The following is a 23,823-nucleotide window of genomic DNA, read 5'->3' on the forward strand; positions in this document are numbered from 1 at the left end:
TGATCGCCGACTGATCGCCCCCCAAGCCCGCCTCATGGCGGGCTTTTTCATTGCGGCGGGCGCCGGGTCACGCCGGCGAGCGGCACACCACCGACAGCTTGTTGCCGTCCAGGTCGCGGAAGTAGGCCGCGTAGAAGTTGGGCCCGTAGCTCTCGCGCAGGCCGGGACGGCCTTCATCCCGGCCGCCGCCGGCCAGCGCCGCCGCGTGGGCCGCGTCGACCTGGGCCCGCGTCGAGGCGGCCAGTCCCAGCATCGTGCCGTTGCCGGCGGTCGCGTCCAGGCCGTTGAACGGCTGCACGATCCACAGCTGGGTCTCGCCGCCCTCGGGGCCGTAGCCGACCATCTCGTCGTCCGCGTAGCCGGGCTTGAGGCCCAGCGGCGCGAGCACCGTGTCGTAGAAGGCCTTGGCCGCGCGGCGGTCGTTGCTGCCCAAGGTCACGTAGCTGATCATCGTTGGCTCCCCTTCATCGGGTGGTCGTTCAAGTCGTCACTCGGAGGTCTGTCACATCCGCATCGGAATGGTCACCGGCCCGTCGTTGACGAGGCTGACCTGCATGTCGGCGCCGAATTCGCCAGTGTGCACGACCGGATGCTGCGCCCGGGCTGAGCGCACCAGGTGGTCGTAGAGCCGGCGGCCGAGCTCGGCGGGCGCCGCGCCGGTGAAGCTCGGCCGGTTGCCGCCGGAGGTGTCGGCCGCCAGCGTGAACTGCGAGACGACCAGCAGCCCGCCGCCCACGTCCTGCAGGCTGCGGTTCATCTTGCCGGCCTCGTCGCTGAAGATGCGCAGCTTCAGGATCTTCTGCAGCAGCCTGTCGGCCACCGCCTCGTTGTCCTGCGGCTCGGCGCAGACCAGCAGCAGCAGGCCCGGGCCGATGCGTCCGGTGCAGCGGTCGCCGACATCGACCCGGGCTTCCTTCACGCGTTGGAGCAGCGCGATCATGCCTGTCCTTCCTTGGGGGTGGGTGGGGCGAGCGGGGAGGGAGCGCCGGGGGCGTCCTTCGGGGTGTCCTCCTGCGCCTGGGCCTGGGCCTCCTGCGCGGCCTGCTCGGCGAAGCGCGTCTCGACATTCACCGGCAGCAGCTGGATGCTGGCGCGGATGCCGGGCAGCGCGCGCATCAGCGCCTGCTCGACCTCGCCGCGCAGCTTCGCGGCCTCGCCCAGCGTCCAGCGCGCTGGCACGTGCAAGTGGAAATCGACATAGCGGCGCTGACCCGCGACGCGGGTGGCGACATGGTCGAAGCGCAGCTCCGGCGATGCGAAGCCCTTCAGCACGGCGGAGATCGCCTGCTGGTCCTCGGGCTCGAGCGCCATGTCCATCAGCCCGGCGGTCGATCGCCACATCAGGTGCATCGCCTCGCGCAGGATGTTCAGCGCCACCAGGATGGCCAGCACCGGATCCAGCCAGGTCCAGCCGGTGAGCAGCACGCCGACCAGCCCGGCCACGACGCCGACCGAGGTCCAGACATCCGTGAAGAGGTGGCGCGCGTCGGCTTCCAGCGCGATCGAGCGGTGCTCCCGCGCCGCCCGCAGCATCTTCCAGGCCAGCGCGCCGTTGATCGCGGTGCTCACCAGCGACAGCACCATGCCCACGCCGAGCGCTTCCAGCGGCTGCGGCGTGCGCAGCCGCTCGATCGCGGCCCAGCCGATTCCCAGCGCGGCCACCAGGATCAGCGCGCCCTCGAAGGCGCTGGAGAAATACTCCGCCTTGTGGTGGCCGAAGGGGTGGTCCTCGTCGGGCGGACGGCGGGCGATGGTCACCATCGCCAGGCCGAAGAGCGCGCCCGCCAGGTTCACCCCCGATTCGAGCGCGTCCGACAGCAGGCCCACCGAGCCCGTCCACCACCAGGCGGCCGTCTTCAGGGCGATGGTCAGCACCGCCACGAGGACCGAGAGCTTCAGGTATTGCTGCACTTGCATGGCGCCGATTTTGCCGGTCCTAGAATGGCGCCCGTTCGACTTGCGCGCCCTCCCTGGAGGGCTCCCCCCACCACCTTCCGCCACCCCCTTCCGCCTCATCCGGACAGCACCATGAGCAACACCCCGCCCGTCCACGACGCCGACCTCAGCCACATCCCGCCGCGCGACAAGGCGGAGCTGCTGTCCCAGGCGCTGCCCTACATCCGCAAGTACCACGGCAAGACCATCGTCATCAAGTACGGCGGCAACGCGATGACCGATCCGGCGCTGCAGCAGGACTTCGCCGAGGACGTGGTGCTGCTCAAGCTGGTCGGCCTGAACCCGGTGGTGGTGCACGGCGGCGGCCCGCAGATCGAGGACGCGCTCAACAAGCTCGGCAAGAAGGGCCACTTCATCCAGGGCATGCGCGTCACCGACGAGGAGACGATGAGCGTCGTCGAATGGGTGCTGGCCGGCGAGGTGCAGCAGGACATCGTCGGCCTGATCAACGTCGCCGGCGGCAAGGCCGTGGGCCTGACCGGCCGCGACGGCGGCATGATCCGCGCCAAGAAGCTCAAGCTGATCGACAAGGACGATCCGGCCAAGGAGCACGACGTCGGCTCGGTCGGCGACATCGTCGCGATCGACCCCAGCGTCGTGAAGGCGCTGCAGGACGACCAGTTCATCCCGGTGATCAGCCCGATCGGCTTCGGCGAGAGCAACGAGAGCTACAACATCAACGCCGACGTCGTCGCCGGCAAGCTGGCCGAGGTGCTCAAGGCCGAGAAGCTGGTGCTGCTGACCAACACCCCCGGCGTGCTCGACAAGCAGGGCAAGCTTCTGACCGACCTGTCGGCCCGCGAGATCGACGAGCTCTTCGCCGACGGCACGCTGTCCGGCGGCATGCTGCCCAAGATCGCCTCGGCGCTGGACGCGGCCCGCAGCGGCGTCAAGGCGGTGCACATCATCGACGGCCGCGTGCCCCACGCGATGCTGCTGGAGATCCTCTCCGAGCAGGCCTACGGCACGATGATCCGCTCGCATTGAGCTGAGTTCGTGCTCTGGGGGCGTCCCCGGCGCTCCCCCAGAGGGGCGGAATGCCCCACCGAGCCCCCTCCGAACGAGGGGGCTCGGTCGTTTCCGGGAGCGTGCTTTGCCCTCGCGTAACGCTCAGGAGTCGGGGATGGTCGAAGGTCATACCACTGCAAGCTGGGGATTGCCGCTGAAAGACGCGACATCCCAGAATGCGCCCCGCAGCGGCTCCATAGCCGTGAGGGATTGCATGTCACTGTTCAGCGTCTTGATCGTCGAAGATCAGCTTCGCTTCCGCGAAGCGTTCGCCCATGCCCTGGAAAAAGCGCCGGACATCCGTCTGGTGGGCATGGCCACCGATCTCCAGCAGGGGCGGAAGATGTTCGACCAGACGCGTCCCGACGTGTTGCTGGTCGACCTCGACCTGCCCGGCGGCAGCGGGATCGAACTGATCCGCCATGCCGCGCATGTCGCGCCCGAGTGCGAGGTGATGGTCATCTCGGTCTTCGGCGACGAGCAGCATGTGCTCTCGAGCATCGAGGCCGGCGCGACCGGCTACCTGCTCAAGGACTCGCTGGCGCTGGACCTGCCCGGCCAGCTGCGCTCGCTGCGCGCGGGCGGCAGCCCGATCTCGCCGGTGATCGCGCGCCGCCTGCTGCTGCGCCTGGCGCCGCAGGGCGCGGGCGCCCATCCGCGCGGCTTCGGCGAGTCGGCCCCGATGCCACTGGTCGACGAGCAGGTCGTGGCGCTGTCCGAGCAGGAATCGCGGGTGCTGCACCTGGCCGCCAAGGGTTTCACCTTCGACGAGATCGCGCAGTTCATGAATGTGTCGCCGCACACGATCATGACTTACGTGAAACGCACCTACCGCAAGCTGCAGGTGCGCTCCAAGGTCGAGGCCATCTACGAGGCGCGGCGCTTGGGCTGGCTGCGCGACTGACCGGACCGGGGTCGCGCCCGCGGCCAGCGCAGCGGCTCGACGCGTGGCCGTGCAGTCGCATCCTGGCGTCGGGCCGCTGATCGCCGACCGCCGGCCCGTACGGCGTCCGTTATCGGCGTCAAGGCGGTGTTCGGGCTGTGCCAGAATCGCCGCACACTTCGGCCCCTCCCATGCACACCAGCCCCCCGGATACCTCGGACTCCGCCGCCGCCAAGCCGGCCGAGCTGCCACGCAAGCGGCTCAAGCCGGGGGAGCGTCGGGTGCAGATCCTGCAGACGCTGGCCAGCATGCTGGAGCAGCCCGGCGCTGAGCGCGTCACCACCGCCGCGCTGGCCGCGCGGCTGGAAGTCAGCGAGGCCGCGCTCTACCGGCACTTCGCCAGCAAGGCCCAGATGTTCGAGGGCCTCATCGAGTTCATCGAGACCAGCATCTTCTCGCTGCTCAACCAGATCGCCGAGCGCGAGACGGATGGACTGGCCCAGGCGCAGCGCATCGTCGCGGTGCTGCTGCAGTTCGGCGAACGCAACCCGGGCATGGCCCGCGTGATGGTCGGCGACGCGCTGGTCTACGAGAACGAGCGCCTGGTCGCGCGCATGAACCAGTTCTTCGACAAGGTCGAATCCTCGCTGCGCCAGGCGCTGCGCACGGCGGCGGAGGCTTCGGGCTCGAGCACGCCAACCGTCGAGGCGCAGGCCCAGGCCTCGGTGCTGGTGAGCTTCATCATCGGCCGGCTGCAGCGGTATGCGCGCTCCGGCTTCAAGCGGCTTCCCACCGAACAGTTGGATGCCGCAATGCGAATGCTCGCCTGAGTCCGGCCGCTGCCCAGCGCCCGCCGACCGGGGGCGCGGCCCCTACACTCGGCCCCATGTCCGACGCCCTTGATGCCCTGCTGCGGCGCGCCGACGCGCTGCTGAGCCGCCTGGAGGCCGTGCTGCCCCAGCCCCTGACGCCGCCCGACTGGGAGGCGGCGGTCGCCTTCCGCTACCGCAAGCGCGGCGCGAGCGCGCGGCTCGAGCCGGTGCGCCACCTGTCGACGATCCGCCTGGACGACCTCAAGGAAGTCGAGCCCCAGAAGGAGCGGCTGCTGCGCAACACCCGCCAGTTCGTGCAGGGCCAGCCCGCCAACAACGTGCTGCTGACCGGCGCACGCGGCACCGGCAAGAGCTCGCTGATCAAGGCCTGCCTGAACGAGTTCGCCGGCCAGGGGCTGCGCCTGATCGAGGTCGACAAGGCCGACCTGGTCGACCTGCCGGACTTGGCCGACCTGGTCGCCGACCGGCCGGAGCGCTTCGTGATCTTCTGCGACGACCTCAGCTTCGACGAGGGCGAGGCCGGCTACAAGGCGCTGAAGTCGATGCTGGACGGCTCGATCGCCGCCGCCACCGACAACCTGCTGATCTACGCCACCAGCAACCGCCGCCACCTGCTGCCCGAGCAGATGAAGGACAACCTGGGCTACACCCACTCGGAGCGCGACGGCAACGTCGAGGTGCATCCGGGGGAGGCGGTCGAGGAGAAGATCTCGCTGTCCGAGCGCTTCGGCCTGTGGATCAGCTTCTACAGCTTCAGCCAGCAGGAATACCTGGCGATCGTGGCCCAGTGGCTGTCGCACTTCGGCCTGGACGCCGCCCGCATCGAGGCCGCGCGCCAGCCGGCGCTGGTCTGGGCGCTGGAGCGTGGTTCGCGCTCGGGCCGCGTCGCCTACCAGTTCGCCCGCGACCTGGCCGGTCGCGGCGGTGCCGATGAAGGCATGGCGCCGGTCGCGTCCGTCGCTGCGACCGCGGACCGCGACGCGCCGGAGGGCCTCGACCATGTCTGAGCAACAGGCCAATCCGCACAGCCCGTCCGCCGCCACCGACCGCGTGCCGGTGGACGTCGCCGTCGGCGTGCTGGTGCGCCGCGAAGCGGGCGGCCGGGAGACCGAGTTCCTGCTGACCTCGCGCCCCGAGGGCAAGGTCTACGCCGGCTACTGGGAGTTCCCGGGCGGCAAGCTCGAGGCGGGCGAGACGGTGGAACAGGCGCTGCGCCGCGAGCTGCACGAGGAACTCGGCATCACCATCGGCGCGGCCCATCCCTGGAAGATCGAGCTGATGGAGTACCCGCATGCCAAGGTGCGGCTGCACTTCTGCAAGGTCTATGAATGGACCGGCGAATTCGAGATGCGCGAAGGCCAGGCCATGAGCTGGCAGCACCTGCCGGTGCAGGTCCAGCCGGTGCTGCCGGGCACGATCCCGGTGCTGCAGTGGTTCGCCGCGGAGCGCTTCCATGTCGGGCTCACCCATGTCGTCTGAGGGCGCGCGACCGGCGGCGTCGGCAGGGCCGGACTACACTGCCGCGATGGACTGGCTCGATCAGATCAAGTGGGACCGCGACGGCCTGGTGCCCGTCATCGCGCAGGAGCAGGGCTCCGGCGACATCCTGATGTTCGCGTGGATGAACCGCGAGGCGCTGGCCCGCACCGCCGAGCGCGGCGAGGCGGTGTACTGGAGCCGCTCGCGCCAGAAGCTGTGGCACAAGGGCGAGGAGTCCGGCCATGTGCAGCAGGTCCACGGCATCCGCCTGGATTGCGACAACGACGTGGTGCTGCTGACCATCACCCAGCACGGCCACGAGCCGGGCATCGCCTGCCACACCGGCCGCCACAGCTGCTTCTTCCAGAAGCTCGAGCACGGTCGCTGGACCACCGTCGAGCCGGTCCTCAAGGACCCGGCCACCATCTACAAGGCCTGAGCGCGATGAGCACCGACAACACCGCCGCCGGCGCGTCCCTCTCGCGGGACGTGCTCGCGCACCTGGGCGACGTGGTCGCGCAGCGCCGCGCCGAGGGCGATCCCGACAAGAGTTATGTCGCCAGGCTCTTCGCCAAGGGCCTGGACCAGATCCTCAAGAAGGTGGGCGAGGAAGCGACCGAGGTCGTGATCGCCGCCAAGGACGGCGCGCCCGACAAGTTGGTCTACGAAGTCGCCGACCTCTGGTTCCACTCGATCGTGGCGCTGGCCGCGCTCGACGTGCGGCCCGAGCGGGTGCTGGCCGAGCTCGCCCGCCGCGAAGGCCTGTCCGGCCTCGAGGAATTCGCCAGCAGACAAGCACAGGAGCGCCCATGACCGAGTCGTTCGATCCGCCACCGCCGTCCGTCGCCCTGGATCCGCAGCGCGAGGCCAGCCTGCGCACCGTCGGCATCATCAGCTACGTGCTGCACGCGATCGTCGCCATCGGCGCGCTGCTGCCCGGCGTGCAGGCCAGCATCGTGCTGCTGATCGTCGCGGTGATCGTCGACCTGGTGAAGCGCGACGAGGCCGTCGGCACCTGGCAGGCCACCCACTTCTCCTGGCGCCTGCGCAGCGTGCTGTGGTGCGGGATCCTGTACGTGGTGACGATCCCGCTGTGGCTGCTGTTCATCATCCCGGGCTGGATCGCCTGGTGCCTGATCTCGATCTGGTTCCTGTACCGCATCGTGCGCGGCTGGCTGGCGATGAACGACCGCCGGCCGATGCCGATCTGAGGCAGCGCCTCGCCGCGCCCGTCCTCCGCCTGATTCCGGTTCGCCGCAATTCCCGACCGCCGCCCCCGCCGCCACCATGAGCCACGACCCCAACTGCATCTTCTGCAAGATCGTCCAGGGCCAGATTCCCGCCAGGAAGGTCTACGAGGACGACGACCTGATCGGTTTCCACGACATCCACCCGTGGGCGCCGGTGCATTTCCTGCTGATCCCCAAGCAGCACATCGCCAGCATGGCCGACCTGCAGCCCGAGCATGCGCCGCTGCTGGGCAAGATGTCGGTGCTGGTGCCGCGGCTGATGAAGGAACTGGGCGTCACCAACGGCTTCCGCACCGTGGTCAACACCGGGGCGGACGGCGGTCAGGAGGTGTTCCACCTCCACATGCATGCGATCGGCGGGCCTCGCCCCTGGTCGAAGGGCTGAACGCCACCCGTTTCGCCCGCAACCGCCCCGGAAAGCCAGCGCCGGCCGCTCGATATACGAGGGGTTGCGTTCGCCCAGCGGGTAGGGTGAGGCGCATAAGCCGCTGATGCGGGCAGGGAGGGGCGCAGATCGCCGGTATGGCTGTCATGAGCGCCCCTTAGAATTTCGACTTCCGACTCTGGAGAATGTCATGGGTAGTTTGAGCATCTGGCACTGGCTGATCGTGCTGGTGGTCGTCATCGCCGTGTTCGGCACCAAGAAGCTGCGCAACGTGGGCGGCGACCTGGGGGCCGCGGTCAAGGGCTTCAAGGACGGCATGAAGGACGGCACCTCGTCCGACGCGCCGCCGCAGCAGGTGGCCAACACCAACAAGGCGGCCGATCCGAACACCGTCGACGTCGACGCCAAGACCCGTAGCTGAGCGCGACCCGCATGGTCGATTTCGGCTTCGACAAGCTGATCCTGATCGGCGCGGTGGCGCTGGTCGTGCTCGGCCCTGAGCGCCTGCCGCGCGTGGCCCGCACGGTGGGCACGCTGCTGGGCAAGGCGCAGCGCTACGTCGCCGACGTGAAGGCGGAAGTGAACCGGTCCATCGAACTGGAGGAACTCCAGAAGATGAAGGGCCAGTTCGAGACCGCCGTCAGCGACGTGCACGCCAGCGTCCAGGAGCAGGTGGATTCCGCCAACCAGGCGCTGCAGTCGACCTGGTCCGACCTGTCCGTCGACGGCACGTCGGCGGATGGCTCGATCGGCGGCTATGCGTCGCCGGTCCCGGTCTACGCGCATCCGAAGAAGAACTGGCGCCTGAAGCGGGGCGCCACGCCGCTCTGGTACAAGCAGCGGCTGGGCGTGAAACGCCATGCCCAATCCGGCGCGGCCCGCGTGGCGCGCTTCCGTCCTCCTCGCCGAGCCTCATGAGCAGCCCCCAAGAAGACGAACTGGCCGGCACCGAACAGCCCTTTGTGTCCCACCTCATGGAGCTGCGCGACCGGTTGATCCGGGCGCTGCTGGCGATCGGGGTGGCCTTCGGCCTGCTGTGCGCCTGGCCCGGTCCCGGCGGTCTGTTCGACCTGCTGGCCGTGCCGCTGGTGTCGCACCTGCCGCAGGGCAGTTCGATGATCGCGACCAACGTGCTGTCGCCCTTCCTCGTGCCGCTGAAGATCACGCTGCTGGCGGCCTTCCTGCTGGCGCTGCCGGTGGTGCTGTACCAGGTCTGGGCCTTCGTCGCGCCGGGGCTGTATTCGCACGAGAAGCGGCTGGTGATGCCGCTGGTGGTGTCCAGCACGCTGCTGTTCTTCGCGGGGGTGGCGTTCTGCTACTTCTTCGTGTTCGGCAAGGTCTTCACCTTCATCCAGAGCTTCGCGCCCAAGAGCATCACCGCCGCGCCGGACATCGAGGCCTACCTGGGCTTCGTGATGAACATGTTCATCGCCTTCGGCGCCGCCTTCGAGGTGCCGGTGGTCGTCGTGGTGCTGGCCCGCATGGGCATCGTCACGGTGGCGCAGCTCAAGCAGTTCCGCGGCTACTTCATCGTGCTGGCCTTCGTCATCGCGGCCGTGATCACGCCGCCGGACATCGTCTCGCAGCTCGCGCTCGCGATTCCGATGTGCCTGCTGTACGAAGTGGGCCTGTGGGCCGCCGGCGCCTTTGCCCGCTACACCCGGGCGCCGGACGATACCGAGGAACACAAGGGCACGACGGCCGGTTGAGACGGCACGAGCCCTCGGCCAGGACCCCAAACAAGAACGCCCGGTGCGATGCACCGGGCGTTTCTCATTGGGGGTCGGGAAAGTGGCTGGTCTGCCGCTCATCGACGGCAGCGTCGACCGCTCCGGGAGTCCCGGAAGGCGATCGGCCGCCGGCCGATGCCGTTCATTCCGTCTTGGCTTCCGCCTTGCGTTCCTGGGCCACCTTGGAGACCGCGACCGGCTTGCCCTGCAGCTGGTTCAGCGCCTGGCGCAGCGGGAAGTCCTCGCTGCTGCCGAACTCGGGCAGCGGCTTGGGCGGCTCGGCGCGCTTGGCGTAATCGGCCTCCAGCTTCTGGCGGCGCTCCTCGCGGATCTTCTCGAGTTCCTTCGAGCGCACCTCTTCCGTCTTCTCGTCGGCGCTGTGCAGGTGCTTCTCGAGGTCGGCCTCGCGCATGCGCAGCTCGGCGAAGACGTTGCCCTCGGCGGTCTCGTCCAGCGGGATGTCCGGCACGATGCCCTTGGCCTGGATCGAGCGGCCGCTCGGCGTGTAGTAGCGGGCGGTGGTGAGCTTGACCGCGGTGTCCGGGCCGAGCTGGCGCACCGTCTGCACTGAGCCCTTGCCGAAGGTCTGCAGGCCCATCACCGTCGCGCGCTTGTGGTCCTGCAGCGCGCCGGCGACGATCTCGCTGGCCGAGGCGGAGCCTTCATTGACCAGCACCACCAGGGGCACGCTCTTGAGCGCCTCGGGCAGGCGGCGCAGCGGATCGCCGGAGCCACGGCGGGCGTAGAAGTCGGGATCGGCGCGATAGCTGGCCTTGGATTCGGCGAGCTGGCCGTTGGTCGACACCACTTCCACGCCCTTGGGCAGGAAGGCCGCGGAGATGGCGACGGCGCCCTCGAGCAGGCCGCCCGGGTCGTTGCGCAGGTCCAGCACGACGCCCTTGATCTTGGGGTCCTGCTTGTAGAGGTCGGCGAGCTTCTGGGTGAAGTCCTCGACGGTGCGGTCCTGGAACTGGCTGACGCGGATCCAGGCGTAGCCCGGCTCCACCATCTTGGCGCGCACGCTCTGGACGCGGATTTCCTCGCGCGTGATCGTGATGGGGAAGGTGCGGCTCTCCGACTTGCGGTAGATCGACAGCGTGACCTTGGTGGCGGGTTCGCCGCGCATCTTCTTGACCGCCTGGTCGAGCGTCAGGCCGCGGACCGCGGTGTCGTCGATCTTGCTGATCAGGTCGCCGCTCTTGAGGCCGGCGCGGAAGGCGGGGCTGCCTTCGATCGGCGAGACGATCTTGACCAGGCCGTCCTCCATGCCGATCTCGATGCCGACACCGACGAACTTGCCGGAGGTGCTTTCGCGGAATTCCTTGAAGCTCTTCTTGTCGAAGAACTGGGAGTGGGGGTCCAGGCCGCTGACCATGCCGGAAATGGCATCGTTGATCAGCTTCTTCTCGTCGACGGATTCGACGTAGTCGGACTTCACGATCCCGAAGACGGCGGCGAGCTGCTGCAGTTCCTCGAGCGGAAGGGGGCTGGTCGTGCTGCGCGCATTGGCCTGCAGCTGCATCGTCGTCATGACCCCGGCCATCGCTCCCAACGCGACCCAGCCCGCGACTTTCAGTTTGGCGCCCATGATGAAAAACCTTGAATCAGTACAGCCTGGCTGCTTGGCGCCGCTTGTTCGTCCCCGTTGCGCGGGACGGAACAAAGGCGTTCCCAGTATATGCGTCGGGCAAAAAGGCGGCCCGGCATGAAAAGTCGGTTTACCCCGCTTTTACGCGTACCGCGCGCAATCCTGGCGCTTTGCCGATCCCGTTCGTCACGGGGCGCGATGACTTCCGGCAGGGCAGGGCCGCGCCGGGGGTGCGCGTCCCGCCGGTCGGTGCCATGATGGCCCGATCGCCAGCCGCGGCGCGGACCCGCGCCGCCGTCGTCAGCCCTTCAGGAGCAGAGTCATGGCCTTGCCGCATGCCGCCCCCGCCCAGCCGATCGATGTCGCGCCGCTTGGCGCCGCCTTGTCCGGGACGCCGTCCTCCGCGCTGTTCAAGTCGGAGGGCCTGGAGGTGATGCGGGTGGTGCTGCCGCGGGGCAAGTCGCTGCCGCCGCACAAGGTGGACGGGGAGATCACGCTCCATTGCCTGGAAGGCGAGCTCGAACTGAGCGTGCTGCGCGACGGCGCCGATCAGCGTCAGCGCCTGCGCGCGGGGCAGCTCTGCTATCTGGAGGGCGGGGTGGTGCACGGCGTGACCGGCGTCGTGGACGCGTCGGCGCTGGTGACGATCGTGCTGAAGCGCTGAATCGTGCGGAAGCGCTGGAGTCGCTGAAGCGCCGGCGGCGCGAGAACGATGCGAGACCGGCGCGAGGGCGTCTGGTCCCTCCGACAGGAATCGAACCTGTATCTGCCGCTTAGGAGGCGGCCGTTCTATCCATTGAACTACGGAGAGCCCACGCAGCGCCCGGGCGGGCGGCTGCGCGAAAGCGGCGGATTCTCGCATGGAAGGAGCGCCTGGCACGCGGCCGCTCGGCCTCGGCCGCGCCACGGGTTTGCTACAAGCCCGCTACAGCCCCGCTACTCCCACTTCCACTGCCAGATCACGTCCAGCCCCTGCTGGTATTCGCTGGCCTGCGCCCGCAGCGTGAAGCGCTGCGCGAGCTTGTAGATCACCTGCCAGGAGCCGGTGGTCGCGTTCAACCCGCGCTCGTAGGCGACGAAGACGTTGCGGCTCACCTGCTTGCCCAGCCGCACGACGGTGCCCCGCGCGTCGTCGCCCTCGCCGCTGAAGGACAGTTCGTCCAGGCCGATGTTGTGGATCAGCTTGTCGCTGGCGCTCTCGCCGTCGCCGCTGATCAGCGCCATCGCGGCGCGCTGCATCAGCGCGGTGTCGCTGCGGCCGAGGTTGTCCGGCGAGCGGCCCAGCACCAGCCACGACAGCTTGTTGGTCTCGCTCATGTCGGGCTCGGAGTAGAGCCGGATCCGCGGGCTGTTGGCCGTGCCGGTCACGGTCACGCCCACGCGCACGTCCTCGTTCTCCATGCCGGGGCGGATCGCCAGCACGTCCAGCCGCGGGTTGTCCAGCGGCCCGACGAAGCTGAACACGCCACGCTCCACCACCAGCTTCTGGCCGTAGGCGTTGAAGGTGCCGCCTTCGCTGCGGACCTCGCCGGTCATCTGCGGTCTCGGCTGGCCGTCCTGCGCCACATGCAGCAGGCCGCGCAGGCGCGTGTCGATGCCGTAGCCCTTGAGCTGCAGCCGCCGGCCGAGGTCCAGGTCGAGGTCCAGCTTGAGCCGCATCGGCTTGCCGCTGCCGTCCACCGCCTTGGGCGGCGCGCTCTGGCGCACCACCTGCACGTCGCTGTCGAGCTGCGGCGCGTCGCCGCGGGAGAAGTCGAAGAGGCCCTCGACGACGACGAACTGGCCCTTCAGGTCCAGCAGCTGCGCACTGGCCTTGAGCTGCGCGGCGCCGGTGGCGACGACGCGCCGGTCCACGCGCTGCAGCAGCGCGAAGGTGTCCGCCTTCAGCGAGAGCTCGGCGCTGGGCTGGGCGCCGAAGCGCAGCGTGCCGTCCATGTTCACCGTGCCGTTGCCGGCCCGGGCGCTGAACTTCTCCAGTCGGGCCTCGCGGCCGCTCATGGTCAGCGCCAGCTCGCCCTGCTGCATGTCCACGCCCATCAGCGGATTGCGCAGCGAAAGCTTCTGCGCGCCGGCCTGACCGCGGATCTCGGGCGCGCCCAGCGTGCCGCCGAAGCTCAGCGTCGCCGCGAGGCTGCCGCCCAGGCGCCAGCCGGCGGGCAGCCACGGGCCCCAGTTGCCCATGTTGTCGACCTTGGCCTCGATGCCGCCTTCGAGCTTGGCGCCCGGCGTCGGTAGGGCATGCGCGTTGGCGGCGCGGAAGGTCAGGGCGCCGCCGACGGCGCCCATGTTCTCGCCGGCCACGCCCTGCACCAGGTGCCACACGCCCTGGTCGGCGATCACGCCCAGGCGCAGGTCGGTCAAGCCCAGGCGCTGGGTGCTGACTTCGTCGGTGACGGTCAGGTCGCCGCGGGTGCGCTCGATCATCGCGTCCACCGTCAGGCCGCGCGCGTCGCGTCGCGACTTGAAGCGGCCTTCGATCTGGAGGTCGCCGCCCCAGCCGAAGTCCGGCTGCAGCTTGTTCAGCACCGGCGCCGCGGCCAGCGGCTCCAGCGCGGCCTGCACGTCCCACTCGCCCGAGGGCAGGTCGGGCCGCGACGAGCTCTGCCAGCTCATCCGGTCCCAGCGCAGGCCGGCGCCGAGCAGCTCCATCCGCCCCGGCGCCAGCGCCGCCTGCCGCGGATCGAGGCCGCGGTCGAGCCGCAGCGCCAGTGCCAGCGGCCCCGCCTTGAGCAGCGGCGTCGGCTGCTGGCTGGCTTCCAGCGCGAGCGCCAGGTTGCGGGCCTGCCAGTTCGCGCCCTGGCGCCAGGCCTGCAGCGGATCGGTGTCCAGCGCGCCGTCGAGTGCGAGCCGGGCGCGAGCGCCCTGCGGATCCAGCGGCACGGTCTGGGCGAGAGTGCCGCCCGCGCCGCTCGCGGCCTGCGCGCGCGCGACCACCTTGGTCGCGGTGGGCTGCGTCAGCACCGGGGGCAGCGGGACCTGGCCCTGCGTGGTCAGGGTCAAACGATGCTGGGCCCAACTGCCCGACAGCTCGAGCTGCAGTTCATCCAGCCGCGTGCTCTGCTGCGGCAGGCGCAACTGACGCAGCTGCGTCGTCCAGGCGAGGCGCGCGTCCTTCAGGCTGGACAGCGACCACTGGCCCGAGGCGGCGTCGAGTTGCAGCGCCGGCCGGTTGCCGGAATTCGCCGGCAGGCCCGGCACGCCGGACAGACCCAGGCCCTGCAGCTGCCACTTGCCGTCGCTGCCGTACTGCGCCTGGCGGGCGCCGGGCTGGATCAGCACGACGCTGGCCTGCGCCTGGGCGCTGCCGACGATCGTCGCCTGCGGGAAGCGGGCACGCAGCATCGGCTGCAGGCTGGCGAGCTTCGGCGCGTTCAGCTCGATCGAGAGGTCGACCTGTTCGCGACGGGCCGAGGCGTTGATGCGGCTGCGCGCCTGCAGCGTGGCGTCCGCCAGTTTCAGGTCGGCGAGCAGGTCCGGCGCGGCCGCGCCGTTGCGGCTGTAGCGGAGCTGGCCGCTCAGCGGCAGGCCTTGCCACTGGCTGGGCTGCAGGTCGAACTCGGCCTTGCCTTGCGGCCAGAGGCTGCCGCGCACCGATTGCAGCGTCGCCTGCAGGCGGCCGTTGAGCGCCTGCGGCAGCGCGCCTTCAGCCAGCGGCTCCGCGCTCAGGCGGCGCGGATCCAGCCCCTGCACCGAAGCCTCCAGCCGCGTCTTCCAGCCCTCGGCGAGGGAAAGCGCCTCGTTGAGGGTGAACTCGCCCTCGGCCTTCAGCGTCGCCGGGCCGGAGCGGGCCTGCAGCCGCTGCAGCGCGACGGATCGCTGCCGAAGCTCGGCCGCCAGCGTCACCTCCAGCGGCGCTTGCAGCTTGCCCTGGCCCAGCACGCCGGCCAGGTCGCCCTCGACCGTCAGGACCGGGTCGGCGCCCCGCGCGGCCAGGCTTGCCGGGGTGCCCAGCTTCAATTCGCCGCGGGCCTGGACCAGCGGCCATCGTGCATCGATCTGGCGGCTGTCCAGGCCGGTCAGGCGCAGCGTCAGCGCGCTGCCGCCCGACTGGCTGGTCTGGCCGACGGCCTGCAGTCGACCGCCGCCGGCCAGCTGCGCATCGAGCCGCGGCAGGCGCAGCCGGGTCCAGTTCGACGGGTCCAGCAACAGGTCCAGCTGGAGCGCGCGCAGCGGCAGGCGGTCCTGGTCGAGACGGCCGGCCGCGCCGTTGTCCAGGTCGGCCTTGACGCTCAGCGACCGGTCGGCGTTCGGCGTCATCGTGACCAGGCCGGTCAGGCCGGTGCGCGGCACGCCGTCGGTGCCGGGCAGCAGCGCGGCCAGGTCCAGGTCCTGCGCCCGCGCCTGCAGCTGGGCGACGGGGAAGGGCGCGAAGGCCTGCAGCCGCGCCTGCACCTGCAGCCGCTGCTTCGCCGCCTCGAGCGATCCCTTCAGCGTCAGGTCCGCGAGCGGTCCGTCCAGCTGGAACGGCGCCGTCCACGGCAGCTCGCCGGTGGGCTGGCTCAGCGTCCAGCGGCTGGCGAGCTTCAAGTCGTCGCGCGTCGCGATGCGGGCCTCGCCAGCGAGGGTCAGTCCTTGCCAGGCCAGCGACCTGACCGTCAGCGCGTGCTGCTGGCCGCCGTCGCTGCCCAGCGCCGCACTGCCGCGCAGGCCGCGCAGGGGCTGGTCCAAACCGGGCGCGAAGAGCTCGCCGATCTCGAGGTCGGCGATCGTGATGGCCACCGGCGACAGCAGGCTCAGCGGCGGCTTCGCCGGCTCGGTCGACGCGCTGGGCGCCATCTGCACCCGCAGCCGCGCGACGGCCAGCCGGTCCGCCCGGACCTCGCCCCACAGCAGCGGCGACCGGTTCCAGGCCAGACGCACATTGCGCCACTGCAGCTGCTCCAGGACGATGCGGTCCTCGGTGCCGGGCAACACCAGCTCGGCGCGGTCGACGTCGAAGTCGCCCAGCAGGCGACCGCGCGCCTGCTGCAGCGTCAGCCCCGGCACCTTCGCGAGCACGTAGGCCGTGCCGCCTTCGGTCTTCAGCGCCCAGACCAGCGCCAGCAGCAGCAGGCCGACCAGCACCGGCACGGTCAGCAGCACCCACAGCAGGCCGCGGCCGCGGCGCCGACGGCGTGTCCGTCGGGCCGCGTCGCCGTTGTCGGTCGGGCCGGGAGGGCCGCCGCCCGGCGACACCGTGGCGGCGTCCGCGGCCGATGCGTCGGCGCCGAGGCCGGAGCCGGAGCCAGCGCCAGCAGGCGCGGCGGCGGGCGTCGCGCCGGAGGGCGCGGGCGGCGGGAGGTCGTCGCGGGGATCGCTCATCGGATTACAGGCTGATCGCCACGCTGAAGTGCAGGCGCCACTTGTCCACCAGGTTGCCCTTGGCGAAGTCGAAGCGCAGCACGCCGACCGGGCTGCGGTAGCGCAGGCCGGTGCCGTAGGCCCAGGCGGGGTGGTAGTCGCCCCAGTTCTGCGCGGCCTGACCGGCGTCGAGGAACAACGCGCCCATCAGCTGCGGGATGCGCGGCGTGAGGGGGTGCGAGACCTCGACGCTGCCGTTGAGCAGCACGCGGCCGCCGGTCTGCGCGCCGGTGGAGTTGACCGGGCCCAGGTCGTTGTAGCCGTAGCCGCGCACGCTGTCGTCGCCGCCGGTGCGGAAGCGCAGCGCCTCGGGCAGGCCCAGCTTGCCCTTGGCCAGGATCTGGCCGCCTTCCAGCCGGGTCGAGAACAGCCAGCGGCCCGACAGCGGCGTGTACCAGAACACCTTCCCGGTGGCGCGCGCGAACGGCCCGTTCTTCTCCGACGAGCTGTCGGCCCAGCCGCCGCCCACCGTCATCGTCGCGCTCCAGCCCTTGGTCGGCAGCACCCGCGAGTCCAGCCGGCGCCAGGTCATCTGCTGGTTCAGCGAGACCGCGCCAGCCACCGTCGTCGGGATGTCGGGCTTGTGCTCCCAGGCGCGCAGCACCTCGATGTAGGTCAGCCGGTCCTCGGGCTCGGTCTCCTTGGCGTAGCCGAGCCGGGTGCTCAGGTTGAGGTTGACCTGGTTGTTGTCGTCGATGCGCTCGACCTTCACCAGCGCCAGGCTGCGCTGCATGTTGGGCTGCGGGTGCGAGCTGATCTCGGTGTCCAGCGCCTGGCGCACGCGCGAGAGCTCGAGCTTGCTGCGCTCGCGGATGTTCAGGCCGAAGGGCTTGCGGTGCGTGTATTCGATGCTGGTGCTGGGGCCGTCGACGGTCCGGTAACCGACGCCCAGCGTCACCTGCTGGCGCGCCGCCTCGCGGATCTTGACGGTGACCGGCACCTCCACCGTCTCCGCGCCGGGCGGCGGCGTGACGCTCTCGGGCTGGATCTCGACGCTGGCGCTGTCGAACAGCTGCGTGCCCAGCAGCCGCTCCTGGAAGTCGAGCAGCAGCTTCTCGTTGTAGGGCTGATGCAGCTTGTAGCCGGCCAGGCGACGCACGCTGTCCTCGGGCTGGTGCTTCAGGCCCTCGACCGTCAGCTCGCCCAGCGTGAACAGCGGCCCGGTCTCCAGCGTCACGGCGATGTCGACCTGGTTGTCGTCGGCCTGCACGACGGCCTCGCTGTGCGTCATCCGCGCCAGCGGATACCCCTGCGCGCGGGCGCGGGTCAGCAGCGCGTTCTTGGCGGCCGCCCAGTCGCCCTGGCTGAAGCCGGTCTGCGGCTGCAGCAGCCAGCTCTGGGTCAGCGTGCGTTCGAGCGCGGCGGCGAGCTTGTCGCCGCGCTCGGCGGCGACCTTGAGCGGCCCCTCGATGCGCAGGTCCATCTGGCGCACCAGCGCGCGCGGGCCGGTGTCGACGATCAGGCGCAGGTTGCGCACGCCGTCGTTCAGGTCGCCCACTTCCTCGGTCCTGACCTTGGCGTTGAAGTAGCCGGCGGTCTCCAGCAGCTTGGTCGCCTGCTCGGGCGCGACGGCGGCGAGCCGGCGCAACTCGGCGGCGGTCAGGCGCATGTCCTCGGGCGTGTCGCGGAAGCGCGCCAGGTCCAGGTGCTGCATCAGCAGCGCGCGCAGCTCCGGCGGCGCCTCCACGGTCAGCTCGTAGGCGGAGATCCGGCGCCGCGTGACGTTGGGATTGGCCTCGTCCGGCTCCTCGGTGGCGGCGACCTTGAGTTCGGCCTTGCGGTCGGTGGGCAGCAGCGAGCAGCCGCCCAGCATCGCGCCCGCCGCGCCGATCGCCACGATCGGCAGCAGGCGCCGCAGAAGCCGGAGGAACGAGGGCGTCGGTAGCGTCGCCGTCATCGGTTGAGCACGCGCATCGCCTGTTCGAGGCCGCCCATCGTGAGCGGCATCATGCGTTGCTGCATCAGCTGCTGGATCAGCGAGATGCTCTGGCGGTACTGCCAGACCCCGGCCGGCTCGGGGTTGATCCAGACGTGCCTGGTGAAGTGGCTGGTCAGCCGCTGCAGCCATTCGGCGCCGGCTTCCTCGTTGTTGTATTCGACGCTGCCGCCGGGCTGCAGGATCTCGTAAGGGCTCATCGTGGCGTCGCCGACGAAGATCAGCTTGTAGTCGCGGTTGTATTTGTGGATCAGGTCCCAGGTGGAGGTCTTCTCGCTGAAGCGGCGCCGGTTGTTCTTCCAGACGAAGTCGTAGACGCAGTTGTGGAAGTAGAAGAACTCCAGGTGCTTGAACTCGCTCTTGACCGCGGAGAAGAGTTCCTCGACGCGATGCACGTGCTCGTCCATCGTGCCGCCGACGTCCATCAGCAGCAGCTTCACCTTGTTGTGGCGCTCCGGGATCATGCGGATGTCCAGCATGCCGGCGTTGGCGGCGGTCTTGTGGATGGTGTCGTCCAGGTCGAGCTCCAGCTCCGAGCCCTCGCGCGCGAAGCGGCGCAGCCGCCGCAGCGCGACCTTGATGTTGCGGGTGCCCAGCTCGATGCCGTCGTCGTAGTCCTTGTAGGCGCGCTGTTCCCAGACCTTGACCGCGCTGCGCTGGCCGCCCGGGCCGCCGATGCGGACCCCGCGCGGGTTCACGCCGCCGTTGCCGAAGGGGCTGGTGCCGCCGGTGCCGATCCAGCGGATGCCGCCTTCATGGCGCTCCTGCTGTTCCTCCAGGCGCTGGCGCAGCGTGTCCATCAGCTCGTCCCAGTCCAGGGCCTTGAGCTGGGCGAGCTGCTCGGGCGTGAGCTCGCGTTCGAGCTGCTTCGTGAGCCATTCCTGGGGCAGCGCCTTGAACAGGTCGCCCATCAGTTCCACGCCCTTGAAGTAGGCGGCGAAGGCGCGGTCGAACTTGTCGAACAGGGCCTCGTCCTTGACCAGCGCGGTGCGGGCGAGCGCGTAGAACTTGTCGACCGTGGGGCCGCTGCCGCCCTCGGCGCGGTCGTCGAGCACGCCGGCCTTCATGGCCTCGAGCAGGGTCAGGTACTCCTTGACGGAGACGGGCAGCTTGGCGGCGCGCAGCGTGTAGAAGAACTGGATCAGCATGGGCCTCCCCCTGAACTCCGGGGCATCCGGGCATTATCCATGCCGGTTGACCGCTCCGCGGGCGTAGCATCGGCGGCACGCACGGGTCCGCGGCCGCGGGACCGCGGAGCTTCCAACGTTGGGATCGGGTGCATGGATCACGGTCAAGGCCACGGCGACGACAACGCCGAAGTCGAGGCGATGCTGCAGGCGCTGTACGGCGCGGTGCGCGAGGAGCGCGGCCGCTGGGTCGGCAGCTACGAGAACTACCGGCTGACCAGCGCGTTCCAGCCGGTCTACGGCTATCCGCACCGCCGGCCGGTCGGTTATGAAGGCCTGATCCGCGTCGAGGACGACCGCGGCCGGCCCATCACGCCGGTCACCGCCTTCGAGGGCGTCGGCAATTTCGACCAGCAGGTCTGGCTGGACCGCCTGTGCCGGCTGCTGCACGTCCACAACTTCGTCGCGCAGCGGCAGCCGGACTGCTGGCTGTTCCTGAACATCCACCCGGCCGTCTTCAACCATGCCGCGCTGCAGGTGCGGATGCTGGCGCGGGCGGTGGAGGTGGTGCATCAACTGGGACTGCCCACGCATCGGCTGGTGTTCGAGGTGACCGAGGACGTGATGGCGCGCGACGACTCCTTCGAGGACGCGGTCGAGGCGGCGCGCGCGACCGGCTGCCTGCTGGCGCTGGACGACTTCGGCGTCGGCCATTCCAACTTCGACCGCATCTGGCGCATCCGGCCGGAGATCGTCAAGCTGGACCGTTCGCTGCTGGTGCGCGCGCGCGGGTCGCGGCGCATGGCGCGGGCGCTGTCGCAGATGGCGGCGCTGCTGCATGACTGCGGCTCGCTGGTGCTGCTGGAGGGCATCGAGACGACCGAGGACGCGCAGATCGCGATGGATGCGGATGTGGATCTGGTGCAGGGCTTCGCCTTCGGGCATCCGGCACCGTTCCTGCGCGACGAGGAGGGCGTGTCCGCGCTCGAGGACGTCTGGGGCCTGTTCAACGAGCGCCAGGCGCGGCGGCAGCGGGAACACCAGGACCGGCTGACGCCGTTCCGCAGCGCGCTCGCGCTGGCGCTGGGACCGCTGCAGCAGGGCCGGTCGCTGGCCGAGGCGTGCCAGGCCTTCCTGCGGCTCGAAGGTGCGCAGATGTGCTACCTGCTCGACGAGGAAGGGCGCGAGCTCGGCCCGCGCGCGGTGCCGGCCTCCGGGCCGGCCGGGATCGATCCGCGCTTCCTGCCGATGGCGCGCGCCGGCGACGCGCGCTGGGCGCGCCGGCCCTATTTCCGCCGCGCGGCCGAGGCGGTCGGCGAGATCCAGGTCACCCGCCCCTACCTGAGCCTGCACGGCGCCCGGATGTGCGTGACGGTCTCGGTCGCGTACCGGCAGGACGGACGATTGCGGGTGCTGTGCGGGGACCTGGACTGGAATGAGGGCTGAGCCGTCGCCGGCATCGGGACGGCCCCGCCCGCCGGCGCTTCAGGACTCGCGGGCCGACGTCGCCGACGTCATCGACTTCCTGGACTTGGTCGACCTGGCCGACCTGGTGGTCTTCGGGGCCGCCGGCTTCGCGCCAGCGGGATCGTGCCGGCGCAGCCAATCGAAGAACTCCCCATACCAGAGCTTCGAATTGCGCGGCTTCATGACCCAGTGGTTCTCGTCCGGGAACCACACCAGCCGGGCGGCGATGCCCTGCGCCTTCAGCGTGTTGTAGTAGGCCAGGCCCTGCGCGTCGGGCACGCGGTAGTCGAGCTGGCCGTGGATGACCAGCGTCGGCGTGTTGAAGTGCTGCGCGTAGCCGATGGGACTCTGCGACGCGACCTTGGCCGGATCCTTCCAGTAGGCCGTGCCCAGCTCCTTCGCATGCCACAGGTAGGCGTCGTTGGCGAACATCGCCGTCCAGTCGTAGCAGCCGGCATGGCAGACGTAGGCCTGGTAGCGGCCGGCCGGCACATGGCCGTTCATCCACGCGACCATGTAGCCGCCGTAGCTGCCGCCCGTGGCGAAGACCCGCTTCGGGTCGGCCCAGGGCTGCTGGAGCAGCAGGTCGGTCGCGCGCTCGACGTCCTCCAGCTCGAGCTCGCCCCAGCGGCCGGTGATCGAGTCGGCGAAGCGATTGCCGAAGCTCGACGAGCCGTGGTAGTTCACGCAGGCGACCACGTAGCCCGCCGCCGCCATCGCCTGGTGGTTCCAGCGCCAGTGCCAGCTGTCGCCCATCGCGGTGTGCGGGCCGCCGTGGATCAGGTGCATCAGCGGCGCCTTGGTCTTGCGGCGCGGGTCGAATCCGGGCGGGTAGTAGAGCCACATCTGCACCGGCTCGCCGAGCGCGCCCTCGTACCAGCGCTCCTCGACCGCGCCGAAGGCCAGCGTCGACAAGGCCTCGTCGTTGAAGGACTCGATCCGGTGCAGCACCTGTTCCGCGGCATCGCCTTCCCGGTCGACGACGGACAGCCGCGGCGGGAAGCTCGCGCTGTCATGCAGGACGACCAGCGTGCCGGCCTCCAGCGCGAAGGCGCCGACATGGCCGCCCTCGCACAGCGGGAAGGCGTGCAGCGTCTTGACGTCGAAGCGGTAGAGGTGGCGGCGGCCGCGCTCCTCGGCGCAGAAGAGCACGCCCAGGTCGTCCTCGTCCCAGCGCAGCGGCGCGGCGACCTCCTGGTCCCAGTCCTCGGACAGCACCGCCCAGTGGCCATGGGTGTCCAGCACCGCCAGCTGCTGCGGCATCGTGTGCTTCAGCCCCTGGTGACAGGCGACGAACGCGATGTGGTGCCCCGCATGGCTGTACACCGGCGCGACCAGGTCCCAGGCCGGTTCATGCAGCAGCACCTGGACCCGGCCGGAGCGCACCTCGACCTCGGCCAGCGCGTTGCGGTGCTCCAGCGTCTTGGGCGTGTTGGGGTCGAAGCTGAAGACGATGCGGCGGCCGTCGGGCGAGATGTCGAAGCTGTCGGCATCGGGCTCGGCGCGGCTCAGTTCGTAGTCGGTGCCCTCGAAGAGGTCGCGCACCTGGCCGCTGTCGAGGTCGACGACATGCAGGTGCGGCACGCGGCCCATCGGCAGCGCATGGTCCCAGAAGCGGTAGAAGCCTTCCTCGGTGACATAGGCCGAGTCCTTGCGATCCTTCTCGGCCTGGCGGCGTTGGGCCTGCGCGGCCTGGCCCTTGAGCGAGGGATCGACCCAGGACACGAAGGCCAGGCGCCTGCCGTCCGGGAACCACTTGAAGGCCTCGACGCCGAACGGCATCTTCGTCACGCGGCGCGCCTCGCCGCCGTCGGGCGGGATCACGTACAGCTGCGGGGAATCGTCCTTGTCGCCCTGCTGGTCGCGGCGCGCGACGAAGGCGACGAGGTCGCCCTGCGGGCTCCAGCGCGGCTGGCCGTCCTTCTCGCCGGCGAAGGTCAGCGGGCGCGCATCGCCACCCAGCGTGGACAGCAGCCACAGCGAGGTCGCGCCCTGGTTCTTCTCCATGTCGAAGCGCGTCACCGGTACCACGGCCTGGGCGCCGTCCGGCGACAGGCTGGGCGTGCCCAGTCGCGCCAGCGACCACAGCGCGTCGACGTCCAAGGTCTTGAGCGCCGTCGTCGCGCGGGCGCGCTTCGTGGTGGCCCGCTTGGCGATGTCCCGCTTGGCGGTGTTTTTCCTGGACGTGGCCATCAGGCGCTCCGGGGCTTGTCGAGTTGCCACTGCAGGTGGTTGCGCACCGTCGGCCATTCGGCCGCGGTGATGCTGTAGACGCAGGTGTCGCGCAGCGTGCCGTCGGGCATGCGCAGGTGCGAGCGCAGGATGCCGTCGAGCTGCGCGCCCAGCCGCTCGATCGCGCGGCGGCTCTGCGTGTTCAGGCGATGGGTGCGGAACTCCACTGCGATGCAGTCCAGCTGCTCGAACGCATGCTGGAGCAGCAGCAGCTTGCACTGCGTGTTCAGCGCGCTGCGCTGGCAGGAGGCGCGCGTCCAGGTGGAGCCGATCTCGACGCGGCGGTTGGCCGCGTCGATGTTCATGTAGGTCGTCATGCCGGCGGCCCGGCCCTGCGCGTCGAAGACGGCGAAGGGATTCATCGTGCCGGCCTCGCGCAGGCCCAGCCGGCGCTCGATCTCGGCGGCCATGCGCTCGGGCGCCGGCACGGTTGTGTACCAGAGCTTCCACAGCGCGCCGTCGTCGGCGGCCTCGGCGAGCGCCTCGCGGTGCGTGGGCGACAGCGGATCGAGCCGCGCGTGCGGGCCGGCCAGGGTGACCGGCGCGGTGAAGGGAGTGGATGCGGTCATGCGATCGGGCCGACCCCGCGGCCGGCGGTGGAGGGAAGGA

General features: G+C 70.2%; 23 protein-coding genes and 1 tRNA gene. 14 read left to right on the forward strand and 10 right to left on the reverse strand.

The window, feature by feature from the left end; all coding sequences use genetic code 11:
* Positions 1-67 precede the first annotated feature (67 nt).
* The 3 genes from ACTJKJ_RS12025 to ACTJKJ_RS12035 are packed head-to-tail and all read right to left on the reverse strand — an operon-like array spanning position 68 to position 1,917.
* On the reverse strand, positions 68-451 hold the full coding sequence (locus ACTJKJ_RS12025; protein ID WP_440820570.1) for a VOC family protein: 384 nt from the start codon (positions 449-451) through the stop codon (positions 68-70).
* A gap of 51 nt (positions 452-502) precedes the next feature.
* On the reverse strand, positions 503-940 hold the full coding sequence (gene dtd / locus ACTJKJ_RS12030) for a D-aminoacyl-tRNA deacylase (protein ID WP_147240948.1): 438 nt from the start codon (positions 938-940) through the stop codon (positions 503-505).
* On the reverse strand, positions 937-1,917 hold the full coding sequence (locus ACTJKJ_RS12035; protein ID WP_440820571.1) for a cation diffusion facilitator family transporter: 981 nt from the start codon (positions 1,915-1,917) through the stop codon (positions 937-939). Before ACTJKJ_RS12035 ends, dtd begins: the two co-directional genes overlap by 4 nt.
* Before the next feature lie 111 nt (positions 1,918-2,028).
* On the opposite strand from ACTJKJ_RS12035, the gene argB reads away from it, so the two are divergent.
* The 12 genes from argB to tatC all read left to right on the forward strand — a co-directional run bounded on the left by argB (position 2,029) and on the right by tatC (position 9,503).
* The gene (gene argB / locus ACTJKJ_RS12040; RefSeq protein WP_091725796.1) at positions 2,029-2,943 is read left to right on the forward strand and encodes an acetylglutamate kinase; all 915 of its coding nucleotides are present in this window, start codon (positions 2,029-2,031) and stop codon (positions 2,941-2,943) included.
* A 235-nt stretch (positions 2,944-3,178) separates the two neighbouring features.
* Positions 3,179-3,868 carry a response regulator gene (locus ACTJKJ_RS12045; RefSeq protein ID WP_091725793.1) on the forward strand — a complete coding sequence of 230 codons (690 nt, stop codon included), beginning with the start codon at positions 3,179-3,181 and terminating at the stop codon, positions 3,866-3,868.
* A gap of 170 nt (positions 3,869-4,038) precedes the next feature.
* The gene (slmA, locus tag ACTJKJ_RS12050; RefSeq protein WP_091725790.1) at positions 4,039-4,677 is read left to right on the forward strand and encodes a nucleoid occlusion factor SlmA; all 639 of its coding nucleotides are present in this window, start codon (positions 4,039-4,041) and stop codon (positions 4,675-4,677) included.
* A 56-nt stretch (positions 4,678-4,733) separates the two neighbouring features.
* Positions 4,734-5,687, forward strand: coding sequence for an ATP-binding protein (locus tag ACTJKJ_RS12055; RefSeq protein WP_440820572.1), 954 nt, complete (start codon positions 4,734-4,736; stop codon positions 5,685-5,687).
* Positions 5,680-6,159, forward strand: coding sequence for an NUDIX domain-containing protein (locus ACTJKJ_RS12060; RefSeq protein WP_440820573.1), 480 nt, complete (start codon positions 5,680-5,682; stop codon positions 6,157-6,159). Before ACTJKJ_RS12055 ends, ACTJKJ_RS12060 begins: the two co-directional genes overlap by 8 nt.
* Before the next feature lie 46 nt (positions 6,160-6,205).
* Complete coding sequence (gene hisI / locus ACTJKJ_RS12065) at positions 6,206-6,598, forward strand: phosphoribosyl-AMP cyclohydrolase (protein ID WP_440820574.1); 393 nt, start codon at positions 6,206-6,208, stop codon at positions 6,596-6,598.
* Between the two features lie 5 nt (positions 6,599-6,603).
* Positions 6,604-6,972, forward strand: coding sequence for a phosphoribosyl-ATP diphosphatase (locus tag ACTJKJ_RS12070; RefSeq protein WP_091725772.1), 369 nt, complete (start codon positions 6,604-6,606; stop codon positions 6,970-6,972).
* Positions 6,969-7,370: a DUF4870 family protein gene (locus ACTJKJ_RS12075; RefSeq protein WP_297387199.1), complete on the forward strand. Its 402-nt coding sequence runs from the start codon at positions 6,969-6,971 to the stop codon at positions 7,368-7,370. Before ACTJKJ_RS12070 ends, ACTJKJ_RS12075 begins: the two co-directional genes overlap by 4 nt.
* Before the next feature lie 76 nt (positions 7,371-7,446).
* Positions 7,447-7,794, forward strand: coding sequence for a histidine triad nucleotide-binding protein (locus tag ACTJKJ_RS12080; protein WP_091725766.1), 348 nt, complete (start codon positions 7,447-7,449; stop codon positions 7,792-7,794).
* A gap of 190 nt (positions 7,795-7,984) precedes the next feature.
* Positions 7,985-8,215 carry a Sec-independent protein translocase subunit TatA gene (tatA, locus tag ACTJKJ_RS12085; protein ID WP_091725763.1) on the forward strand — a complete coding sequence of 77 codons (231 nt, stop codon included), beginning with the start codon at positions 7,985-7,987 and terminating at the stop codon, positions 8,213-8,215.
* Between the two features lie 11 nt (positions 8,216-8,226).
* Positions 8,227-8,712, forward strand: a complete 486-nt coding sequence (tatB, locus tag ACTJKJ_RS12090; RefSeq protein WP_091725760.1) for a Sec-independent protein translocase protein TatB — start codon at positions 8,227-8,229, stop codon at positions 8,710-8,712.
* On the forward strand, positions 8,709-9,503 hold the full coding sequence (gene tatC / locus ACTJKJ_RS12095) for a twin-arginine translocase subunit TatC (protein ID WP_091725756.1): 795 nt from the start codon (positions 8,709-8,711) through the stop codon (positions 9,501-9,503). Before tatB ends, tatC begins: the two co-directional genes overlap by 4 nt.
* Before the next feature lie 163 nt (positions 9,504-9,666).
* On the opposite strand, the gene ACTJKJ_RS12100 is transcribed toward tatC, so the two are convergent.
* The gene (locus ACTJKJ_RS12100; protein WP_440820575.1) at positions 9,667-11,112 is read right to left on the reverse strand and encodes a S41 family peptidase; all 1,446 of its coding nucleotides are present in this window, start codon (positions 11,110-11,112) and stop codon (positions 9,667-9,669) included.
* Between the two features lie 322 nt (positions 11,113-11,434).
* On the opposite strand from ACTJKJ_RS12100, the gene ACTJKJ_RS12105 reads away from it, so the two are divergent.
* Positions 11,435-11,776: a cupin domain-containing protein gene (locus ACTJKJ_RS12105; RefSeq protein ID WP_440820576.1), complete on the forward strand. Its 342-nt coding sequence runs from the start codon at positions 11,435-11,437 to the stop codon at positions 11,774-11,776.
* 72 nt (positions 11,777-11,848) lie between these two features.
* Here ACTJKJ_RS12105 and ACTJKJ_RS12110 read toward each other — a convergent pair.
* From ACTJKJ_RS12110 to ACTJKJ_RS12125, 4 genes are all read right to left on the reverse strand, one after another.
* Positions 11,849-11,923 (reverse strand) — tRNA-Arg (locus ACTJKJ_RS12110).
* Positions 11,924-12,048: 125 nt separating this feature from the next.
* Positions 12,049-16,413, reverse strand: coding sequence for a translocation/assembly module TamB domain-containing protein (locus ACTJKJ_RS12115; protein WP_440820577.1), 4,365 nt, complete (start codon positions 16,411-16,413; stop codon positions 12,049-12,051).
* 4 nt (positions 16,414-16,417) lie between these two features.
* On the reverse strand, positions 16,418-18,349 hold the full coding sequence (locus tag ACTJKJ_RS12120; protein WP_440820578.1) for an autotransporter assembly complex protein TamA: 1,932 nt from the start codon (positions 18,347-18,349) through the stop codon (positions 16,418-16,420).
* The gene (locus tag ACTJKJ_RS12125) at positions 18,346-19,536 is read right to left on the reverse strand and encodes a vWA domain-containing protein (RefSeq protein WP_440820579.1); all 1,191 of its coding nucleotides are present in this window, start codon (positions 19,534-19,536) and stop codon (positions 18,346-18,348) included. Before ACTJKJ_RS12125 ends, ACTJKJ_RS12120 begins: the two co-directional genes overlap by 4 nt.
* Positions 19,537-19,668: 132 nt before the next feature.
* On the opposite strand from ACTJKJ_RS12125, the gene ACTJKJ_RS12130 reads away from it, so the two are divergent.
* Positions 19,669-20,961 (forward strand): EAL domain-containing protein, encoded by a 1,293-nt coding sequence (locus ACTJKJ_RS12130; protein ID WP_440820580.1) that lies wholly within the window; start codon positions 19,669-19,671, stop codon positions 20,959-20,961.
* Positions 20,962-21,000: 39 nt separating this feature from the next.
* Here ACTJKJ_RS12130 and ACTJKJ_RS12135 read toward each other — a convergent pair whose 3' ends face one another.
* Positions 21,001-23,175, reverse strand: a complete 2,175-nt coding sequence (locus ACTJKJ_RS12135; protein WP_440820581.1) for a S9 family peptidase — start codon at positions 23,173-23,175, stop codon at positions 21,001-21,003.
* Positions 23,175-23,783, reverse strand: a complete 609-nt coding sequence (locus tag ACTJKJ_RS12140) for a GNAT family N-acetyltransferase (protein WP_440820582.1) — start codon at positions 23,781-23,783, stop codon at positions 23,175-23,177. The genes ACTJKJ_RS12135 and ACTJKJ_RS12140 overlap by 1 nt, the downstream gene beginning before the upstream one ends.
* Positions 23,784-23,823 lie beyond the last annotated feature (40 nt).

The sequence above is a fragment of the Roseateles sp. 22389 genome (genome assembly GCF_052044995.1).
Lineage (GTDB): Bacteria > Pseudomonadota > Gammaproteobacteria > Burkholderiales > Burkholderiaceae_C > Roseateles.

Coding starts and splice junctions, on each gene's coding strand:
- ACTJKJ_RS12060 (WP_440820573.1), top strand. CDS start 5,680: ATGTCTGAGCAACAGGCCAATCCGCACAGCCCGTCCGCCGCCACCGAC.
- ACTJKJ_RS12080 (WP_091725766.1), top strand. CDS start 7,447: ATGAGCCACGACCCCAACTGCATCTTCTGCAAGATCGTCCAGGGCCAG.
- ACTJKJ_RS12125 (WP_440820579.1), bottom strand. CDS start 19,536: ATGCTGATCCAGTTCTTCTACACGCTGCGCGCCGCCAAGCTGCCCGTC.
- ACTJKJ_RS12075 (WP_297387199.1), top strand. CDS start 6,969: ATGACCGAGTCGTTCGATCCGCCACCGCCGTCCGTCGCCCTGGATCCG.
- tatB (WP_091725760.1), top strand. CDS start 8,227: ATGGTCGATTTCGGCTTCGACAAGCTGATCCTGATCGGCGCGGTGGCG.
- slmA (WP_091725790.1), top strand. CDS start 4,039: ATGCACACCAGCCCCCCGGATACCTCGGACTCCGCCGCCGCCAAGCCG.
- argB (WP_091725796.1), top strand. CDS start 2,029: ATGAGCAACACCCCGCCCGTCCACGACGCCGACCTCAGCCACATCCCG.
- ACTJKJ_RS12025 (WP_440820570.1), bottom strand. CDS start 451: ATGATCAGCTACGTGACCTTGGGCAGCAACGACCGCCGCGCGGCCAAG.
- ACTJKJ_RS12115 (WP_440820577.1), bottom strand. CDS start 16,413: ATGAGCGATCCCCGCGACGACCTCCCGCCGCCCGCGCCCTCCGGCGCG.
- ACTJKJ_RS12135 (WP_440820581.1), bottom strand. CDS start 23,175: ATGGCCACGTCCAGGAAAAACACCGCCAAGCGGGACATCGCCAAGCGG.
- ACTJKJ_RS12140 (WP_440820582.1), bottom strand. CDS start 23,783: ATGACCGCATCCACTCCCTTCACCGCGCCGGTCACCCTGGCCGGCCCG.
- tatA (WP_091725763.1), top strand. CDS start 7,985: ATGGGTAGTTTGAGCATCTGGCACTGGCTGATCGTGCTGGTGGTCGTC.
- ACTJKJ_RS12055 (WP_440820572.1), top strand. CDS start 4,734: ATGTCCGACGCCCTTGATGCCCTGCTGCGGCGCGCCGACGCGCTGCTG.
- ACTJKJ_RS12130 (WP_440820580.1), top strand. CDS start 19,669: ATGGATCACGGTCAAGGCCACGGCGACGACAACGCCGAAGTCGAGGCG.
- ACTJKJ_RS12100 (WP_440820575.1), bottom strand. CDS start 11,112: ATGGGCGCCAAACTGAAAGTCGCGGGCTGGGTCGCGTTGGGAGCGATG.
- hisI (WP_440820574.1), top strand. CDS start 6,206: ATGGACTGGCTCGATCAGATCAAGTGGGACCGCGACGGCCTGGTGCCC.
- ACTJKJ_RS12070 (WP_091725772.1), top strand. CDS start 6,604: ATGAGCACCGACAACACCGCCGCCGGCGCGTCCCTCTCGCGGGACGTG.
- ACTJKJ_RS12035 (WP_440820571.1), bottom strand. CDS start 1,917: ATGCAAGTGCAGCAATACCTGAAGCTCTCGGTCCTCGTGGCGGTGCTG.
- tatC (WP_091725756.1), top strand. CDS start 8,709: ATGAGCAGCCCCCAAGAAGACGAACTGGCCGGCACCGAACAGCCCTTT.
- ACTJKJ_RS12045 (WP_091725793.1), top strand. CDS start 3,179: ATGTCACTGTTCAGCGTCTTGATCGTCGAAGATCAGCTTCGCTTCCGC.
- ACTJKJ_RS12105 (WP_440820576.1), top strand. CDS start 11,435: ATGGCCTTGCCGCATGCCGCCCCCGCCCAGCCGATCGATGTCGCGCCG.
- dtd (WP_147240948.1), bottom strand. CDS start 940: ATGATCGCGCTGCTCCAACGCGTGAAGGAAGCCCGGGTCGATGTCGGC.
- ACTJKJ_RS12120 (WP_440820578.1), bottom strand. CDS start 18,349: ATGACGGCGACGCTACCGACGCCCTCGTTCCTCCGGCTTCTGCGGCGC.